Here is a 19,665-nt window from a genome sequence, read left to right as displayed (position 1 = left end):
ATACAACTTTTTAAAATTCCGAATCTTCAATTTGGTTTTAATCAAAAAACCATCCTAAAAAGGATGATTTTTTGTGTTATGCGTTTTGTTCTTTTAGTAATTCTTTAATTTTAACTTCTAACTCATCCATTAATTCTGGATTGTCTTTTATTAATTGTTTTACAGAATCTCTTCCTTGTCCTAATTTGGTTTCACCATAACTAAACCAAGAACCACTTTTTTTAATAATTTCAAAATCTACGGCTAAGTCTAAAACTTCACCAACTTTAGAAACCCCTTCGCCATACATAATGTCAAATTCTGCAGTTCTAAAAGGCGGCGCTACTTTGTTTTTTACAATTTTTACTTTCGTTCTGTTACCAATAACATTGTCGCCATCTTTAATTTGCGAAGAACGTCGGATGTCAATTCTTATAGAAGCGTAAAATTTCAATGCGTTTCCTCCAGTTGTGGTTTCAGGACTTCCAAACATTACCCCAATTTTATCTCTCAATTGATTGATAAAAAATACGGTACATTTTGTTTTATGAATGGTTCCTGTTAATTTTCTTAAGGCTTGCGACATCAAACGGGCGTGTAATCCCATTTTGCTGTCACCCATATCGCCTTCAATTTCACTTTTTGGTGTCAATGCGGCAACCGAGTCAATTACAACAATATCTACAGCACCTGAGCGAATTAAACTCTCCGCAATTTCTAATGCTTGTTCTCCGTTATCAGGTTGTGAAATAATTAAATTATCAATATCAATTCCTAATTTTTCCGCATAAAAACGGTCAAAAGCGTGTTCTGCATCAATAAATGCTGCAATTCCGCCTGCTTTTTGTGCTTCTGCTATGGCGTGTAAGGTTAGGGTGGTTTTACCAGAAGATTCTGGTCCGTAAATTTCGATAATTCTTCCTTTCGGATATCCATTTACACCCAATGCAATGTCTACGCCTAAAGAACCTGACGAAATGGTTTCTACTTCTTCTACAGCAGAATCGCCCATTTTCATTACAGCTCCTTTACCGTACGTTTTGTCTAATTTGTCTAATGTTAGTTGTAAGGCTTTTAATTTTGCTTCTTTTTCTGTGCTCATAATAATTAATTTTTCGTAAAAATACAGAATTTTTTTATTGCAACAAATTTTGTTTGTAAGTTTCTTGACACATTTTCAATTAAAAAATATTTTTATCTTTGCTACCGAATTCTTCCATTTAGAATTTGTTTATTTATTTCTTTAAGTCGTGATTATCACGTCTCTAACCTTAAAATGTTTATAGCATGCAACTGTACAACACCTTAAGCGCAGAAGAAAGAGCCAAGTTAATTGATCAAGCCGGTCAACGTTTAACGCTTTCTTTTTATGCGTATGCCAAAATTGAAAATCCAACACAATTTAGAAATGATTTGTTTTTAAAATGGAACAAATTAGATGCTTTAGGTCGAATTTATGTCGCCAAAGAAGGTATAAATGCGCAAATGTCTGTTCCGGCAGAAAACATCGATGCTTTCAGAGAAACACTAGAAACCTACGATTTTATGAAAGGCATTCGATTGAATATTGCCTTAGAACACGATGATCATTCATTTTTAAAATTAACGATAAAAGTACGTCACAAAATTGTGGCCGATGGATTAAACGACGATACGTTTGATGTAACTAACAAAGGCGTGCATTTGAACGCTCGAGAATTTAATAAAATTTTAGAAGACCCAAATACGATTGTAGTGGATTTCAGAAATCATTACGAAAGTGAAGTCGGACATTTTACAGGCGCGATTACGCCTGATGTAGAAACGTTCCGTGAGAGTTTACCAATTATCAACGAGCAATTAAAAGACTTTAAAGAAGATAAAAACTTAGTGATGTATTGCACGGGCGGTATTCGTTGCGAAAAAGCCTCTGCTTATTACAAACACCAAGGTTTTAAAAACGTTTTTCAGTTAGAAGGCGGTATTATAAATTATGCCAAACAAATTAAAGAAGAAGGTTTAGAAAGTAAATTTATTGGTAAAAACTTTGTATTTGACCACCGTTTGGGCGAACGAATTACAGACGATATTATTGCGAAATGTCATCAATGTGGTGATCCTTGTGATATCCACGTAAATTGTGCTAATGAAGCGTGCCATTTATTATTTATTCAGTGCGATTCTTGTGCTGAAAAAATGGAAAATTGTTGTTCCGCAAGTTGTGTAGAAACCATTTATTTGCCATTAGAAGAACAAGAAAAAAGAAGAAAAGGGTTAAAAAACGGAAATATGATTTTTCAAAAAGGGAAATCACCAGCGTTAAAATTCAAGCAAAATTCGGAAAGAAATATATTTGAAGAAATCGCTCAAAAACCCGTAAAAGTTTCGGCGGTTACCCAAATTAGAAAACGAAAATTAACGACGGAAAGAAAAATATATATTGGCAAAGGACAACATTATTTCACAAAGGCACAAGTAGGACAATTTTTAATTGAACACCAAGAATTAAAAACAGGAGACACCATTTTTATTACAGGACCTACAACTGGAAATGAGAAAATGCAAGTAGGTACAATGTTAATTAACGGCACCGAAAAAACCGTAGCAAAACCGGGTGATAAAGTAACTTTTGTTGTGCCATTTAAAATAAGAGAATCGGATAGAATATATAAAATATAAATATAAATTTATAAGAAAAATTCGCCTGTTACGTTATAAAGATGTAACAGGTTTTTTTGTTTATAAAAACTTGAAAAACCAAAACTTTAAATTCAGTTAAAAAAATGCTATCTTTACGCTCAAAATAACATTTGAAAAGTAGTTTCAATTTTTTTGAGGCGATCAATATATAAATTATGGCATGTACAAGTTGTTCAACTTCCGATGGTGGTGCACCAAAGGGGTGTAAAAATAATGGGACTTGCGGCACCGATAGCTGCAACAAATTAACGGTTTTCGATTGGTTAGCCAATATGACATTACCAGGCGGTCAAGCACCGTTTGATTGTGTTGAAATACGTTTTAAAAACGGAAGAAAAGAATTTTTTAGAAATACCGAAAAACTTACGTTAAGCATCGGCGATGTAGTAGCAACTGAAGCTTCTTCTGGTCACGATGTGGGTTTGGTGTCTTTAACTGGCGAATTAGTTCGTGTTCAAATGAACAAGAAAAATGTAAAAGACAATGCCGAAATTCCTAAAGTATACCGAAAAGCCACACAAAAAGACATCGATATTTGGCATGGCGTAAGAAATAAAGAAGACGCCATACAAGTTCGTGCACGTGAAATCGCCATAGCGATTAAATTAGAAATGAAAATTTCGGATATCGAATTCCAAGGCGATGGTTCAAAAGCGACATTTTATTATACCGCAAATGATCGTGTAGATTTCCGACAATTGATTAAAGAATACGCAAGTGAATTTAAAATCCGTGTTGAAATGAAACAAGTAGGTTTCCGTCAAGAAGCCGCTCGTTTAGGCGGAATTGGTTCTTGTGGACGCGAATTATGTTGTTCTTCTTGGTTAACCGATTTCAGAAGCGTAAATACTTCTGCTGCTCGATACCAACAATTATCCTTAAATCCACAAAAATTAGCTGGGCAATGCGGAAAGCTTAAATGTTGTTTAAATTACGAATTAGATACGTATTTAGACGCGCTAAAAGGCTTGCCAGATATGGATACAAAATTGCTTACCGATAAAGGTGATGCGTATTGTCAGAAAATCGATATTTTCAAAAATTTAATGTGGTTTTCGTACGCAAACGCACCAGCACATTGGCACACGCTAACGGCTGAAAAAGCCAAAGAAATTGTAGCGATTAACAAACAAGGTAAAAAAATTGCACAATTGGAAGACTTTGTAGAAGAAGTTTCAACAGTAAATGTGGAGAAAAAATTCGAAAATGTTGTAGGACAAGATAGCTTAACACGATTTGATCAACCTAAAAGAAAATCGAACAATAATAATAAAAGAAAAAAGAAACCGTTTAAGAAAAATGAACAATAATTTTTTTAAAATACTTAGTTTTTTCTTGCTTTTTATTGTAATTTCTTGCGATAAAAAACAAGTTTTTGATGAATATTATGCGTTTGATGGTACTTGGAAAAAAAATAAAAAAGCCACGTTTACTTTTGAACAAAAAGACACCACAAGCGTGTATAATTTATTTTTAAACGTCAGAAACAACAACGATTACCCATACAACAATTTGTTTTTAATAGTATCGTTAAACCAGCCAAACGGAAAAGTGGTAGTAGATACTTTAGAATACCAAATGGCAAATCCAGATGGGACTTTATTAGGAACTGGTTTTTCAGATGTAAAAGAAAGCAAACTATGGTATAAAGAAAATTATAGTTTTGAAAAACCCGGAAAATACACGTTAGAAGTAGAACACGCTGTAAGACAAACAGGAAAAGTTCAAGGTGTAAAAGACTTAACCGGCATTACAGATTTAGGATTTAGAATTGAAAAAAGAAAATAAAGAAAAAAATGGCAACTAACAACACCCAAGTCAGTTATTCAGATTACGTTAGAAAATTTTGGAAATTATTCGGCTACACATTTGGTGGCGTATTATTATTTTTTCTTTTGGCATCGTGGGGATTTTTCGGAAAAATGCCTTCGTTTGACGAATTAGAAAATCCAGATACCAATATCGCTACTGAAATTATTTCTTCAGACGGCGTAACGTTAGGAAAATTTTATAAAGAAAATAGAACACCGGTTAAATATCAAGACTTACCTAAGCATTTAGTAGATGCATTAGTAGCTACAGAAGACGAACGTTTTTACGAGCATTCTGGTGTAGATGCTAGAGGAACATTAAGAGCCATTTCGAGTTTAGGAGGAAGTGGGGGCGCAAGTACCATTACGCAACAATTAGCAAAAAATTTATTTCACGGCGAAGGGTCGAAATTTTTACCATTTCGTATCATCCAAAAATGTAAAGAATGGATTATTGCTACGAAATTAGAACGTCAATATACCAAGCAAGAAATTATAGCCTTGTATTTAAATAAAGTAGATTTTGTAAACAGTGCAGTCGGCATTCGTTCCGCTTCAAAAATTTACATGAACAAAGAACCAAAAGATTTAACATTAGCAGAAAGCGCTTTGTTTGTGGGGATGCTTAAAAACCCAGCATTGTTCAATCCTACCAAAGAAAAAAGAAAGGAAAAAGTTTTCAAACGTAGAAATACCGTTTTAGATCAAATGGTAAAAAACAAGTATTTATCTGAAGCAAAGGCTGCAGAATTGAAGCGAGTTCCAGTAAAAATAAATTTCAAACCAGAAAGCCACGCAGAAGGAACTGCAACCTATTTTAGAGAATATTTACGTGAAAGCTTAAAGCCTATCATTAAAGCCATTGAAGACGAAAAAGGAGAAGAAATTGACCTTTATACGGCTGGTTTAAAAATCTATGTTACAGTTGATTCGCGCATGCAACAATATGCTGAAGAAGCAGTAGAAGAGCATTTATCGAATTTACAACCCGAGTTCAATCGCCGACAAAAAGACAATCCAACGGCACCATTTTTAGATATAACGCCTGCGGAAACTCAGAAAATAATGAATCAAGCCATGAAAAATTCGGAGAGATGGCGTATTATGAGTATCAACGGAAAATCTGATGCCGAAATTAAACAATCTTTTGAAGTCCCTGCAAAAATGAAAATTTTTACTTGGAAAGGCGAAAGAGATACCATTATGAAGCCGAAAGATTCTATACTTTATTACAAACATTTCTTGCAAACCGGAATGATGGCAATGGAGCCACAAACGGGTCATGTAAAAGCTTGGGTGGGCGGAATTAATTATAAATATTTTCAATACGACCACGTTGGTCAAGGTGCGCGTCAAGTAGGTTCTACATTTAAACCATTTGTATATGCTACCGCTATTGACAGGTTACAAAAATCGCCATGCGACATGATAATGGATTCGCCATTTACCATTTTAAAAGGAGATAATAACGATAAAGATTGGACACCAAACAATTCAGATGGAAAATATCGCGGATTGGTTTCTATGAAAAAAGCGTTGGCAAACTCTATAAACACGGTTTCGGCACGATTAATTCATGAAGTGGGTGCGCCAGCTGTTGTGGAAATGGCAAAAAATTTAGGAGTAACTTCCAATATCCCAAACCGCCCTGCAATTGCTTTGGGTGCGGTAGAAATTACAGTACAAGAAATGGTAGCCGCTTTCAGCACTTTTGCCAATGAAGGGGTTTATATTAAACCGCAATTAATCACTAAAATTGAAGATAAAAACGGCGTGGTAATTTACCAAGGTGTGGAAGAATCTCACGATGTGGTAAATAAAGATGTCGCATATTCGGTTATTAAATTAATGGAAGGTGTTACGGAATCTGGTACAGGTTCTCGTTTGCGTTGGGCAGCTTCGGCACCATCCAATTTTTTAACGGGTGTGCCTTATAATATTAAGGGACCTGTTGCAGGAAAAACAGGAACTTCTCAAAACAATTCTGATGGCTGGTTTATTGGAATGGTGCCTAATTTAGCCGCCGGCGTTTGGGTGGGTAATGAAGATCGTTCGGCACATTTTGAAAGTACAAATATGGGGCAAGGCGCTACAACTGCTTTACCTATTTACGGGATTTTTATGCGAAAATGTCTGGCAGATAAAACCTTAAATATTTCTCAGGAACCATTTAAAAGACCAGCAAATATGTCTATTAAAGTAGATTGCGCTACCGAATCTCGTCGTTCAGAATCAGATTCTACAGCAACAGATTCTACAGCAGCCCCAATAGACGCACAACCCGATACAGATGATTTAGGACTATAAATTATATTATGATTTCAAGAAAAGTAAACAACGTACAAGAAGCACTTGAAGGAATTCAAGATGGACAAACCATTATGTTAGGTGGATTTGGACTTTGTGGTATTCCCGAAAACAGTATTGCTGAATTAGTAGAAAAAAATATTACCAATTTAACTTGCATTTCAAACAATGCCGGTGTAGACGATTTCGGATTGGGATTATTATTACAAAAGCATCAAATTAAGAAAATGATTTCTTCTTATGTAGGCGAAAATGCAGAATTTGAACGACAAATGCTTTCGGGCGAATTAGATGTAGAACTTACCCCACAAGGAACATTAGCTGAAAAATGTCGCGCGGCACAAGCTGGAATTCCTGCATTTTTTACACCTGCTGGTTTCGGAACAGAAGTAGCAGAAGGAAAAGAAACTCGTGAATTCAATGGAAAAATGCATGTAATGGAATTGGCCTATAAAGCCGATTTTTCTATCGTAAAAGCTTGGAAAGGTGACGAAGCGGGTAATTTAATTTTCAAAGGAACTGCTCGAAATTTTAATGCTTGTATGGCAGGAGCAGCAAGAATTACTATCGCTGAGGTAGAAGAATTAGTACCAGCCGGAACGTTGAATCCAAACGAAATTCATATCCCAGGAATTATGGTAAATCGTATTTTTCAAGGAGAGAAATTTGAAAAAAGAATTGAGCAAAGAACGGTGAGACAAAAATAATTAGTCAATGCGGCAATTAGCCGATTAGCCAATTGAAGTAGCTTCAAGAATTGGCACATTGACACATTATCACATTGACACATTAAATTATGGCTTTAGATAAAAATCAAATCGCACAGCGAATCGCCCAAGAAGTTAAAGACGGGTATTATGTTAATTTAGGAATCGGAATTCCAACGCTTGTTGCGAATTATGTTCGTACAGATATTTCGGTGGAATTTCAATCAGAAAACGGCGTTTTAGGTATGGGCCCGTTCCCTTTTGAAGGAGAAGAAGATGCCGATATTATCAACGCAGGAAAACAAACAATTACTACTTTGCCAGGAGCCAGTTTCTTTGATTCCGCTTTTAGTTTCGGAATGATTCGTGCTCAAAAAGTTGATTTAACCATTTTAGGCGCAATGGAAGTTTCTGAAAACGGCGACATTGCCAACTGGAAAATTCCAGGAAAAATGGTAAAAGGAATGGGAGGCGCTATGGATTTAGTAGCTTCGGCTGAAAATATTATCGTTGCGATGATGCACGTAAATAAAGCAGGCGAATCAAAAATATTAAAGAAATGTACACTGCCATTAACCGGTGTAGGTTGTGTGAAAAAAGTCGTTACCGAATTAGCGGTTTTAGAAGTTACCTCAAATGGGTTTAAATTATTAGAACGCGCACCAGGTGTTTCAGTAGACGACATCATCAAAGCCACAGAAGCTGATTTAATCATTGAAGGAGATATTCCGGAAATGAAATTTTAATTAGTCAATTAGTCAATTAGTCAATGTGCCAATTGGTTGTTGCGTAACTAATTTTTAAATTATAAAAATTTTATACAGACCTAACAGGTTTCTAAAACCTGTTAGGTCTTTTCAAAGTAATATGAGAGCAAAAGTAATTCTAAAATCAGGTAAAGAAAAATCTATTAAACGTCGTCATCCTTGGATTTTCAGTGGTGCGGTGTATGGCGTAAGTCGTGAAATTAACGATGGCGAAATGGTAGATGTGGTGGATTCAAAAAACATTCATTTAGGCACAGGCTATTTCAGCGATAAAGGAAGTATTGTGGTTCGTATTTTGACGTTTGGCGACGAAACTTTCTCTGAAAACTTTTGGGCTGACAAATTACAATCGGCTTGGTATTTACGTACTCAATTATTAGATTTTGAAGTTACCAATGCATTCCGTGTCATTCACGGAGAAGGTGATGGCATTTCAGGATTAATTATTGATTATTACGATAAAAATTGGGTCATTCAAGCCCATTCAACTGGAATTTTTCTTCAAATGGAGCAAATTGCTGAAGCGATAAAGGCTAATTTTTCCGAGCATTGCGAAACCATTTATTGCAAAAGTTCAGGCACGTTGCCTAATACCGGAACCGATTATTTCTTATTTGGAACGAACACAGAAACCGTTGCCAAAGAAAATAGCATTTTGTTTTCTGTAAATTGGGTTGAAGGTCAAAAAACAGGTTTCTTTTTAGACCAACGCGACAACCGTAAATTATTAGGCGAATTCTCCAAAGGCAAAAAAGTACTAAACACCTTTTGCTACACGGGCGGATTTTCTATTTATGCGATGAACGCTGGAGCGGAATTAGTAACTTCGGTAGATATTTCTCAAAAAGCAGTGGATTTAGCCGCCAGTAATATGGAATTGAACTTTCCAAAAGCCAACCATACAGCCGTAGCTGACGACGTGTTCAATTTTATGAAAGAACACACGCAACACTATGATGTTATTGTGTTAGACCCTCCTGCATTTGCAAAAAGCATCAAAAGTAAACATACGGCAACGCAAGCCTACAAACGTTTAAATATTGCCGGTTTAAAAGCTTTAGCGCCTAACGGCATATTATTTACGTTTTCGTGCTCACAAGTAATTGACGATGTGTTATTTTACAACACCGTTGCCGCAGCAGCCATAGAAACCGGAAGAAACATAAGAGTTTTACATAAATTAGAACAAGGCCCAGACCACCCAACCAATATTTACCACCCAGAAGGCCATTATTTAAAAGGATTGGTGTTGTTTGTGGAGTAGTTTTAGCTGTCAGCTTTTAGCAATTAGCTTTTAGCTATAAGCTGTAAGTGGTTAGCTGGTGATTTGTCATTCTGCAAGGTCTTTATAAAAAGACTCTTTTAAGTTACTTCTAATTTTTTCTGTCTTCAAATATATTCCGATAAAATAACATTTTATCTGAAGTATTATTTTTTTGAATTTCATCTATAGTTTTTTGACAGTACTCTTTTAAAATTTTTGGTTCTATAATTCTAATATTATATAACCATTGAAATATCCAACCAATTAATTCTCTATTAATACCACACTTTAGATGTAAAATCATAAGATTGTTTTTTCTAGTAAATTTTTGACTTTCATGCCAGTAATGACTTTTAATAAAGCCTGCCAGAACATCTGTCATCTCTATTTTTATGTCATACACTTCATCATTTATGTTTTTTGTAATCCCAAAACGTTTTTTAATTTCATTTTCAAAAACAATTTTAAGCGTCTTGGCAGAAAAAGTAGTTGCGCCTTGAACAATAATAGTTAATTGATTGATTCCAAAAATTTGAACTAATTTTTTTTTAGGATTATAACCGCCAATATAATTTGTTTCACGATGGTTTATTATTTGTAATGGGTAAAAACTAAAAGCTTCGGATACAAAATTTGCATTATCACCTGTTTCGTCATTTTTTATAGATTGAATAATAATATTTTTATTATTAAATATTGCTTGTTCTATTATGCTTAAATTCTTGAGCATGTTTTCAGTATAAATTTGATTATAAAATTTTGTTTTATGAACAACTTTGTTTTCAATTTTATTACCTTCAAGATTATTTCCTTTTTTTATAATACAATAATATATTGTTTTCTTTTCTTTAACTAAATTTAGAAACTCATCATGATTTAAAAAAAGAGGAACATCATTAATATCTCTTTGAATTTGACGTATAGAAACAGCCTCATGATTTTCTGAGCATATTTTTTTTAACTCTTCAGCGGAAACTCTTTTTTCTTTTAATACGTTTATAATCTTTGCAATACGTTCTATCTGTTTCATTTTAACGCCATTTAATGACGCGAATATAAGATTTTTTAATTTAGTAATAAAAAAAAAATTTAACTTTGAAAAAGTTTAATGTTTTAACAAAAAAAATTATGAAAAAACTAATACTTTTATTGGCATTCACCACGAGCTTATTTGCTCAAAATGCACCTGATTTGATTTTTGCAAATAAAGAAAGCAACGTAGGATATGGAGGAAATGTAACTGTTGAAAAAAGCATAAAAGACAGCAATGGAAACAACTATTTAATGGGGAGGTTTTATGCAATTGCTGATTTTGATCCTTCCACTGCCGAAACAAATTTAACGGCAATTAATAGTCAATATGGCGACATGTTTATTGCAAAATATAACGCTAATGGCGATTTTTTATGGGCAAAGAACATTGGAGGAAGTGGCTATGTAAACTGTAGTGCAGTTGTTATAGGGGGTAATTTCATTTATTTAGCTGGAAAATATACCAGCACTATAGATTTTGATCCTTCTGCAAGCACCTCAAATTTAACATCTGCAAATGGAACTTATGAAGCCGCTTATTTGGCAAAATACGATTTAAATGGAGCATACTTATCTGGTAGAAGTATTGATGGCGACACGGATTTAAAAATTAATGGTTTGAATTTCAACAATAATCAACTTTTAGTTTCTGGTAATTTCACGGGCGCAGTTGATTTTGATCCATCAGCAAGTACGCTAAATTTATCTTCTAATGGTGGGATTGATATTTTTATTGCTAAATATTCCACATTACTTGCTCCGTTATGGGCATACAGCATTGGTGGAGTCGGAAATGATATTTGTAACTCACAAACTGTAACAAGTACTGGAGAAGTAATAATTTCGGGAAGTTATTTAAACACGGTAGATTTTGACCCTTCGGCTAGTTCAAATTTATTAGTAAACACTCAATCAAATAACCCTCAAATTGTTCAAAATACTTATATTGCAAAGTATTCCACTTCGGGAGGATTTGTATGGGCTAAAGATATAGGAGCTAAGGTATTTCCAATAACATTTGGAACCTCACCAACTTTAACTTCAATTCCAAATGTTGTTTGCGACGCTATGAATAATATTCTGATTGCAGGGGTTTTTAATCAAACATCTGATTTTGATCCTTCTACAGCAGTAGTAAATATTACTGCAAGTACTACTTCTACATTTTTGGCAAAATACGATAATAATGGTAATTATTTATGGGTAAAAACATTAAATAATATTAGAAACAAAGGGTTAATACTCAATAATTCAAATACCAATATAACCATTTTTGGAACGTTTTTATCATCAACAACATCAGATTTTGATCCAGGAACGCCGGTTTATAATTTAGACATAACTAATGGAACTAATTATTTTGCAAACTATGATTCAAGTGGAAATTTTGTTTATGCCAAGAATATTAAACCAACTATCACTAATGTAATAAATAATGATAGTCAAGGGATATACCTAACGGGTAATTTTAGTGGAACAAATGATTTTGATCCTTCAACAGGGGTTGCAATACAGTTTTCGGTTTTATCAAATGGTTTTATAGCAAAATACGATACTGTAGGGGCTTATGTTTATGTTAAGCCAATAGGTGGTTTTAAACCCGCTAACCTGGTCACCAATTTAATTTCAACTGATGGTACTGGAAACATATACAGAGTCGGTACATTAAGCGCAACTACTGATTTGGATCCCTCCTCAAATACGTACAACGTCTCTAGTCCATTAGGAACGGGAATTTTCATTTCTAAATATTCGCCTTCTGGAAGTTTCATTTTGGGAAATACAATGCCTGGTTCTATCGGCACTTCATTGAGTATTGCTATTATGAATACGGACACAAATGGCAATACCTATATAGCGGGAAGTGCTGACGCAAACGGCGTTTTAAGTTCGTTTATGCTTAAATACGACTCGAACGGGAACAATGTATGGACAAAGCAAATTAACGGCACTATTAATGCTACTCGTAGAATTGTGTTTGATGCCCTAGGTAATTTTTATGTTTCTGGTACTATCACTGGAGCCACTGCAATAGATTTTGATCCTTCTCCTTTTGGCACCAATCTTCTAAACCCAAACAATCGCCAAGTAATATACATTGCAAAATACAGTCCTCAAGGGGAGCATCTGTGGGCAAAAACCTTAACCCAAAGTGGGTCAGATTCTTATGAATATTTATATGATTTTCAAATAAGAAACAATAGCTTATATGTTGTTGGTAACATATTTGGAAACGTAATAAATTTTTCACCTACAGTTTCTTATTTAAATGTAAGTGACAATGGATTTGCCGCACAATATGATTTAAGCGGGAACTATCAAAATTCAGGAATATTTTTAGGTAATGATCCATCTGTTTATAGTGAAAGTACATGCACTTCAATTACATTTGACAATGATGATAATTACTATTTGACTACCTTTTTTAGTGGTTCAATAGATTTTGATTTATCACCTACTTCTGTTAATAATTTGACATCTTTACCTGACGGCACAGCGGGTTACTTGCGGAGTACCGCTATGTGTAAGTATTCATCAAATGGGACATTATTATGGGCCAAACAAATAAATGCACTGAATTCAAGTAGTGTAGTTTATATTAATACACTTCGTTCATTTATAAATACGAATAATGAATTAATTTTGTGCGGGATGGGTATAGGAAGTAATGATTTTGACCCTTCAACCAATGATTTTATAGTAGCTTCTCCTAATGTAAATGGTGTTTTTCTTCAGGGTATTTTTGTGGCCAAATACAACAAGAATAATGGAGACTTTACTTGGGCGAATAAAATAGATTCAAATGCTACTAATTTGTTTTTAAATTCTGTTAGCATGAATAACAATCAAGACTTGTTGATATCAGGTCAATTTAGAGATACTGCTAATTTTGATTTGTCTTCAGGGGTTCAAACACTAACTTCTGCAAATCCATTCTGGACTGATCGTTTTTGGGCGAAATATGCTACTTCATTGCTTGGTTTAGAGGAAAATATTATGAGTAATGTTTTTAATTTATATCCAAACCCTACAACAGGTATTTTAAATTTTAAATCAGAAACAAATATTTCTAAAGTAGTAATTTACAACATGCTAGGACAATTAGTACAACAAGAAAATATAAATGCTTTAGAAGGATCAATAAATATATCTGATTTAGCTCAAGGTACATATATTGTAAAAGTTAATGATGTGGCAAAAGGTTATACCATTATTAAAAACTAGGTTGTTATCCTGCAAGGTTTCTAAAAACAACTAACCCTCTTGGAGTTTTAAACTCTTAGAGGGTTTTTAGTTATTCAATAAATTTTCAGATTCCGAAATAAGTTCGGAAGGACAGAAATATTCCTTTTTTAATAGCTTCTTTTATAATTCTAGCGAATTTTTATAATATATTAGGGTTTAAACCATAAAAAAACATACTATTTTGTGGTTTTAAACAGAATTTATTATATTTGCAATATGATAACAAGAACTATAACCCAGAATTTAGTTGCCGATTGCGACAATAAAAAAGCTATTGTTGTTATTGGACCTAGACAAGTAGGCAAAACTACATTGATTCAAAAAATAGGAGAAGGTAAAAAAACGTTGTTCCTAAATGGAGATGACCCACAAACTAGATTACAATTAGCTACAGCTAATTTCCAATTTCTATTACAGCTAGTCACGGATTATGACACCATTGTGATTGACGAAGCCCAACGAATAGAAAACATAGGTGTAGCAGTAAAAATGTTAATCGATGCAAAATTAAATAAACAATTTATTTTAACGGGTTCTTCTTCTCTTGACTTAGGCAATCAAATTAATGAACCGTTAACGGGCAGAAAATGGGAACATCAATTATTTCCCTTGTCATGGAGTGAAATTAAAAATCATTACTCGTTTGCTAATGCCTATGCTCGTTTAGAAGAGTTTCTAATCTACGGCATGTATCCGGAAGTGGTAACTGAGACTAATAAACAGAAAAGACTTTTACAACTTTCTGGAAGTTATTTATACCAAGATATTTTAGAATTAGTAAATATCAAAAAACCAGATTTATTAATGAAATTATTAAACGCCTTGGCATTACAATTAGGGGGCGAAGTTTCTTATAATGAATTGGCGAAGATATTAGGTGTTGACAGAATGACCGTAATCAATTATATCGATTTGCTTGAAAAAGTATATGTTATTTTTAGACTGCATCCTTTTTCAACGAATCAAAGAAATGAAATTACAGCAAAACCGAAAATCTATTTTTATGATAACGGAATACGAAATGCTATTATTGGACAATTTAATCCGTTGCAGAGCAGACAGGATGTAGGCGCTTTATTTGAAAATTTCTTTATCAGTGAAAAAATGAAACAACTTAAGTATAAAGGATTTTATGGTAAAACACACTATTGGAGAAATATGCAACAGGCGGAAATAGATTTTATCGAAATAAATGAAGGAGAGATTTCGGCTTTTGAAATTAAATACAATCCAAATAAAAAAGTAAATTTTACTAAATCATTTACAGAAAAATACCATCCAAAAGAAACTTTAGTGGTAAATAAAGATAATTTTTGGGAGTATTTATAATATTTTTGGGGTATTTTCGAAAACCTTGCAGGATAAAAACGAACCCACTCAAAGTAAAATTCTGAGTGGGTTTTGTTTTTATTTATTCAACAAATGTTTCTTTAATAACCTTTTTTACTTTCACAACTTCTTTTGTAGTTAAAGTTTCATAACGTTTTACTATTCTAGCCCTGTCTATTGTTCGTATTTGGTCAATAGCAATCCAACCCTTTGTTTGATTGTGTTTTATTTCAACTCTTGTTGGATAGGGTTTAGAACTCGTTGTCATTGGAGCAACAACTATGGTTTGTAAGTATTTATTCATTTCATTTGGAGACAAAACCACACAAGGTCTTGTCTTTTTCATTTCGCTTCCCATCGTAGGATCAAGGTTAACCAATACGATGTCATATTGATTTATTTCCATTCTTCAAAAGTTTCGTCTTCAAATATGTCATTGATTAAAAGTTGGTCGTCTCCGTTTTCGTGCATTTTTTGGAATGCTTTTTCCCAGCCTACTCTTGGTTCAGTTTTTGGTTTTAAAACGATATACCCTTTTTCAAGAATGAGTTCTATTTTATCATGCATGCTATATTTTTCAAGGATTGTTTTAGATAGTCTAATTCCTTTTGAGTTTCCGATGTTTATTATTGAAAGTTCCATAACTATTTTTTGTTATTACAAAGTAATTACAATTTTTTTAATTTTCAAAACAATTTATCAAAAATAATGCATTAAATGCTGCCATCATAATCCAATCCTAAAACAAAAATAAATGCTTTCAAATATAATTTTATTAGAAAGAAACAATAACATTATAATTTTTATTATATTGCTTATCAAATCTTTTGCCCTATGAAACGGTTACTTGCCTTCTTTAAATGGTTTCTTATAAGCAGCGTTGGCTTTATTCTGATCTTATATATTTTTGATGTAGATTATTTGCTTCGTGCCGTAAAAACCATTTATTTAAAAGGACATACCACCGCTTTTTTAGAAGATTATAAAGAGTTTCCAAATCGTACCATTCAAAAAGGAACAGCTCAGCCTTGGGCGGTTTCTAAAGCATACAATAGCGTTCCAGCTACGGACAAATTAACTACGACTCATAAAAACTTACAAACCGTAGCGTTTTTAATCATAAAAAACGATAGTATTTGGCATGAAAGTTATTTTGACGGGTACACAAACACCTCTAAAAGCAATTCTTTTTCCATAGCAAAAAGTATTGTTTCGGCAGCTTTGGGTAAAGCCATAATGCAAGGAAAAATAAAAAGTTTAGATCAAAAAGTTACCGATTTTTTCCCAAAATTAAAAGGCAAATTTGCCAAAGAAGTTACCGTAGGTGATTTATCATCTATGGCATCTGGGTTAAGTTGGGACGAAAAATACTACAGTCCGTTTTCTATTGTAACTCGGGCGTATTTTGACGACCAGTTAAAAGAAGTTATTTTAGGTTTGAGCATCAAAGACAAACCAGGTCAAGAGTTTCGTTATTTAAGCGGTGCCACACAATTATTAGCTATGTGTATTGAAAAAGCCACTGGTGAATACCTTTCTAATTATGTGTCTGAGCATTTTTGGAAACCTATGGGTGCAGAAAACGAGGCGCTTTGGCAATTAGATGAAGCTAACACCGGAATTGAAAAGGCGTATTGTTGTATTGCCAGTACGGCTCGAGATTTTGCTCGTTTTGGAAAATTATACAAACAAAATGGGGTTTGGAATGGCAAGCAAATTTTACCACGCTCGTTTGTTGAAAAATCATTGCAACCGCGTTTTTCGGATAGCCCAGAATATGGTTATGGTTGGTGGTTGCATCAAATAAATGGAAAAAGAGTATTTTATATGCGAGGGCATTTGGGACAGTTTGTGATTGTCTTGCCAGAAGATGATGTTATAATTGTCCGATTAGGGCATTTAAAAGGCAAACAAACGACAACTGATCCTCATAGTAACGATTTGTACGTGTATGTAGAAGAAGCTTTAAAAATGATTAATAAAAAGAAATAAATATGTTAGACACCATTCAATTAGACAATATTTTATTTTTAGATATTGAAACGGTTCCAGAAATGGAATATTTTTCGGAATTAGATACGGATTTTCAAGAACTTTTTGCACATAAAACGCAATATCAAAGAAAAGATGAGGTTTCTCCAGAAGAATTTTACGAAAGAGCCGGTATTTGGGCCGAGTTTGGTAAAATTGTTTGTATTTCTGTAGGTTATTTTACGCAAAAAAGCGGCGAACGACAGTTTAGAGTCACCACGTTTCAAGGAGATGAAGAACGTTTGTTATCGGATTTTTCTAATTTGATAAACAATCATTTTAATTTGCCACAACACGTGATGTGCGGACATAATGTAAAAGAATTTGATTTTCCATATATCGCCCGACGTATGTTAATTCACGGGATTAAAATTCCTGCTAAATTGAATTTAATGGGTAAAAAACCTTGGGAAGTGCCCCATTTAGACACGTTAGAATTATGGAAATTTGGCGATTATAAACACTTCACCTCTTTAAAATTATTAACGAAAGTATTGGGTGTGCCTTCTCCTAAAGATGATATTGATGGAAGTGAAGTAGCAAACGTTTTCTACAAGGATAAAGACATTGACCGAATTGCTACGTATTGCGAAAAAGATGTAATTGCTGTAGCGCAAATTATATTAAAGTTGCGATTACAAAAATTATTAACTTCTGATGAGATTTTGAAAGTATAAGACATAAAAAAACCACGTAATAACTTACGTGGTTTTTTTATTTCAAATTGTTTTTTTAGTTTCCTGCTAAAGCATTGGTACTAAATTTTTTAACATCAGCAACTGCGTTATCAGAATATACTACTGCGCTTAATGCTTTTGTAGTATAAAAATTCCAAAGACCTGTTTTTTTCCCTTGTTCGAAAGAACCTTCCGAAACTAAATTACCTGTTTCATCAAACGATTTCCATAAACCATCTGCTTTTCCATCAATATAATTTCCTTGGTGCATTACTTTACCGTTAGAATGATAATACGTTACTTTTACTGTGTTTTCAGAAATTTGTTCTCCAACTGCCTCAGTTTCTTGAGCAAAACCGAATGAAGTAAACAAAATTAAACCAAAAATAAGGGCTAAATTTTTCATAATTATAGGTGTTATGATTAATAATGATGTAAACCTACAACATATTTTTACATTAACCAAACAAAAACTTAACAATTTCGTAACATTGGAAAAAAGAGCATAAAAAAAGCGATCTAATTTAGACCGCTTTTGATATTTATTTTGGGTAATTCTTATTGTAATAATGTAGCTCCATTTACTGTTGACCAAGCACCATTTGTTAAACTTGCTCCTGTTGAAGTAGTTGAAGTAGTGTATTGTCCAGCAGGGAAAACAATTGAAGTAACTGTAGATGTTCCACCAAATTGAGGCGTAGTACCATTAATTTTAACATTCGTTAATTTAATTTTACTTGCATTTACTTGATTGTTATTTGTGTTTGCATCTTGAATTCTAACAGCTACTGCACTTGGATTAGAATATCCATCAATTAATACGTTTGAATATTCTCCGTTTCCTTGATTTTTAAATTGGATCGCATCGTATTCAGCAGAATTGTTTTCTGTTAATGTAGCAGCCGCTCTTTTTAAAGTAATGTTAGAAACTTTAGGCCAGAAGGCATTGTTGTTGTTTTTACATTCAATTTCCATTGCAAAGTTCCCTGTTCCTGTTTGGTATGCATACCAGTTTGTACTTAATTGACCTTTCCATCCATCTTGCCAGTCAAATGAATCATCAAAATTTCCGTAAGAGATAGCGTTAATTAAATTAACTGTTCCTCCGTAAAATTCGAAACCATCATCAGCTCCTTTATAAGCTACTAAGTTTTCTAAAACTGTTCCTGATCCTACAGAGTAAAATGAGAACCCGTTCATTTCAGAAGTTCCATCAGTAATTTTCTTTCCTGCGTATTCAACACGTACATATCTTAAAGTACCACCATTGTGTGTAGCATTGGTACCACCGTAAGGATTTGCTAAACCGTCTTCTGAAGTTGCAGTAGTTAATCCACCAACTGCTACAATAGGTGCGTCTCCATACATAATAATTCCACCCCAAGATCCTGGAGTTTGAGAAGATTCGGTTAAAACTACAGGTTCTGCAGCTGTACCATTAATAATTAATTTTCCACCGTTTTCTACTACTAAAGCATCTACCGACCCATCAGAAAGGGTAGCAGTAATTTTAGAACCAGCTTCAATAGTTACAGTTGCGCCAGATTTAATTTTTACAATACCTTTTAAGGTATAGTTACCAAACACATAATTTCTGTTTGCTGTAATGTCACCTGTAATTTCTCCAACTACTGGTGTTTTTGGTGTTGCTACTGTTTCATCATTATCTTCAGAACAACCTGCGAATAATAAACTTAATACCGATAAGCTTAAGACTAATTTTTTCATGTTATTTAATTTTAGTTTTGTTATACAAATTTATTATGACTGCTTAATGTTATAGTTAAGCATATATTATTAAAATTTTAAGAATTTCTGGCAATGTAAATTTTCTGT

General features: G+C 33.5%; 17 protein-coding genes. 11 read left to right on the top strand and 6 right to left on the bottom strand.

The window, feature by feature from the left end:
- Positions 1 to 76: 76 nt before the first annotated feature.
- Positions 77 to 1,081: a recombinase RecA gene (gene recA, locus ACIQ16_RS04975; RefSeq protein WP_291242689.1), complete on the bottom strand. Its 1,005-nt coding sequence runs from the start codon at positions 1,079 to 1,081 to the stop codon at positions 77 to 79.
- A 185-nt stretch (positions 1,082 to 1,266) separates the two neighbouring features.
- Here recA and ACIQ16_RS04970 point away from each other — a divergent pair, with 185 nt between their 5' ends.
- From ACIQ16_RS04970 to ACIQ16_RS04940, 7 genes are all read left to right on the top strand, one after another.
- Positions 1,267 to 2,637 (top strand): rhodanese-related sulfurtransferase, encoded by a 1,371-nt coding sequence (locus ACIQ16_RS04970; RefSeq protein ID WP_396149213.1) that lies wholly within the window; start codon positions 1,267 to 1,269, stop codon positions 2,635 to 2,637.
- 176 nt (positions 2,638 to 2,813) lie between these two features.
- Entirely contained in the window at positions 2,814 to 3,968 is a 1,155-nt protein-coding gene (locus tag ACIQ16_RS04965) for a stage 0 sporulation family protein (RefSeq protein ID WP_396149211.1), read from the top strand.
- Positions 3,958 to 4,446 carry a gliding motility lipoprotein GldH gene (locus ACIQ16_RS04960; protein WP_396149209.1) on the top strand — a complete coding sequence of 163 codons (489 nt, stop codon included), beginning with the start codon at positions 3,958 to 3,960 and terminating at the stop codon, positions 4,444 to 4,446. Before ACIQ16_RS04965 ends, ACIQ16_RS04960 begins: the two co-directional genes overlap by 11 nt.
- 8 nt (positions 4,447 to 4,454) lie before the next feature.
- Complete coding sequence (locus ACIQ16_RS04955) at positions 4,455 to 6,776, top strand: penicillin-binding protein 1A (protein ID WP_396149207.1); 2,322 nt, start codon at positions 4,455 to 4,457, stop codon at positions 6,774 to 6,776.
- A gap of 8 nt (positions 6,777 to 6,784) precedes the next feature.
- Positions 6,785 to 7,483, top strand: coding sequence for a CoA transferase subunit A (locus ACIQ16_RS04950; protein WP_396149205.1), 699 nt, complete (start codon positions 6,785 to 6,787; stop codon positions 7,481 to 7,483).
- Positions 7,484 to 7,572: 89 nt separating this feature from the next.
- A complete protein-coding gene (locus ACIQ16_RS04945) occupies positions 7,573 to 8,229 on the top strand; it encodes a CoA transferase subunit B (RefSeq protein WP_396149203.1) in 657 nt (218 codons plus the stop codon).
- Between the two features lie 121 nt (positions 8,230 to 8,350).
- Entirely contained in the window at positions 8,351 to 9,514 is a 1,164-nt protein-coding gene (locus tag ACIQ16_RS04940) for a class I SAM-dependent rRNA methyltransferase (RefSeq protein WP_396149202.1), read from the top strand.
- Positions 9,515 to 9,623: 109 nt separating this feature from the next.
- Here ACIQ16_RS04940 and ACIQ16_RS04935 read toward each other — a convergent pair whose 3' ends face one another.
- Positions 9,624 to 10,544 carry a WYL domain-containing protein gene (locus tag ACIQ16_RS04935; protein ID WP_396149200.1) on the bottom strand — a complete coding sequence of 307 codons (921 nt, stop codon included), beginning with the start codon at positions 10,542 to 10,544 and terminating at the stop codon, positions 9,624 to 9,626.
- Between the two features lie 98 nt (positions 10,545 to 10,642).
- Here ACIQ16_RS04935 and ACIQ16_RS04930 point away from each other — a divergent pair, with 98 nt between their 5' ends.
- Both ACIQ16_RS04930 and ACIQ16_RS04925 read left to right on the top strand, forming a co-directional pair.
- Positions 10,643 to 13,771 carry a T9SS type A sorting domain-containing protein gene (locus ACIQ16_RS04930; RefSeq protein WP_396149198.1) on the top strand — a complete coding sequence of 1,043 codons (3,129 nt, stop codon included), beginning with the start codon at positions 10,643 to 10,645 and terminating at the stop codon, positions 13,769 to 13,771.
- 237 nt (positions 13,772 to 14,008) lie between these two features.
- Entirely contained in the window at positions 14,009 to 15,121 is a 1,113-nt protein-coding gene (locus tag ACIQ16_RS04925; RefSeq protein ID WP_396149196.1) for an ATP-binding protein, read from the top strand.
- Positions 15,122 to 15,203: 82 nt separating this feature from the next.
- Here the strand turns inward: ACIQ16_RS04925 and ACIQ16_RS04920 are convergent, their stop codons facing one another.
- Positions 15,204 to 15,527: a type II toxin-antitoxin system PemK/MazF family toxin gene (locus tag ACIQ16_RS04920; protein ID WP_396149194.1), complete on the bottom strand. Its 324-nt coding sequence runs from the start codon at positions 15,525 to 15,527 to the stop codon at positions 15,204 to 15,206.
- Positions 15,518 to 15,763 (bottom strand): AbrB/MazE/SpoVT family DNA-binding domain-containing protein, encoded by a 246-nt coding sequence (locus tag ACIQ16_RS04915; RefSeq protein ID WP_396149192.1) that lies wholly within the window; start codon positions 15,761 to 15,763, stop codon positions 15,518 to 15,520. Before ACIQ16_RS04915 ends, ACIQ16_RS04920 begins: the two co-directional genes overlap by 10 nt.
- 192 nt (positions 15,764 to 15,955) lie before the next feature.
- Here ACIQ16_RS04915 and ACIQ16_RS04910 point away from each other — a divergent pair, with 192 nt between their 5' ends.
- A complete protein-coding gene (locus ACIQ16_RS04910; RefSeq protein WP_396149190.1) occupies positions 15,956 to 17,113 on the top strand; it encodes a serine hydrolase domain-containing protein in 1,158 nt (385 codons plus the stop codon).
- A gap of 2 nt (positions 17,114 to 17,115) precedes the next feature.
- On the top strand, positions 17,116 to 17,829 hold the full coding sequence (locus ACIQ16_RS04905; RefSeq protein WP_396149188.1) for a 3'-5' exonuclease: 714 nt from the start codon (positions 17,116 to 17,118) through the stop codon (positions 17,827 to 17,829).
- A 55-nt stretch (positions 17,830 to 17,884) separates the two neighbouring features.
- Here ACIQ16_RS04905 and ACIQ16_RS04900 read toward each other — a convergent pair whose 3' ends face one another.
- Together ACIQ16_RS04900 and ACIQ16_RS04895 are read right to left on the bottom strand one after the other, a co-directional pair.
- Positions 17,885 to 18,235 carry a toxin-antitoxin system YwqK family antitoxin gene (locus ACIQ16_RS04900; RefSeq protein ID WP_396149186.1) on the bottom strand — a complete coding sequence of 117 codons (351 nt, stop codon included), beginning with the start codon at positions 18,233 to 18,235 and terminating at the stop codon, positions 17,885 to 17,887.
- A 152-nt stretch (positions 18,236 to 18,387) separates the two neighbouring features.
- Entirely contained in the window at positions 18,388 to 19,557 is a 1,170-nt protein-coding gene (locus tag ACIQ16_RS04895) for a hypothetical protein (RefSeq protein ID WP_396149184.1), read from the bottom strand.
- Between the last annotated feature and the right edge of the window lie 108 nt (positions 19,558 to 19,665).

It is taken from the genome of Flavobacterium sp. (genome assembly GCF_044360715.1).
Lineage (GTDB): Bacteria > Bacteroidota > Bacteroidia > Flavobacteriales > Flavobacteriaceae > Flavobacterium.
The sequence above is the reverse complement of the archived record's forward strand: the minus strand, read 5'-3'. Positions and strand labels throughout refer to the sequence as shown.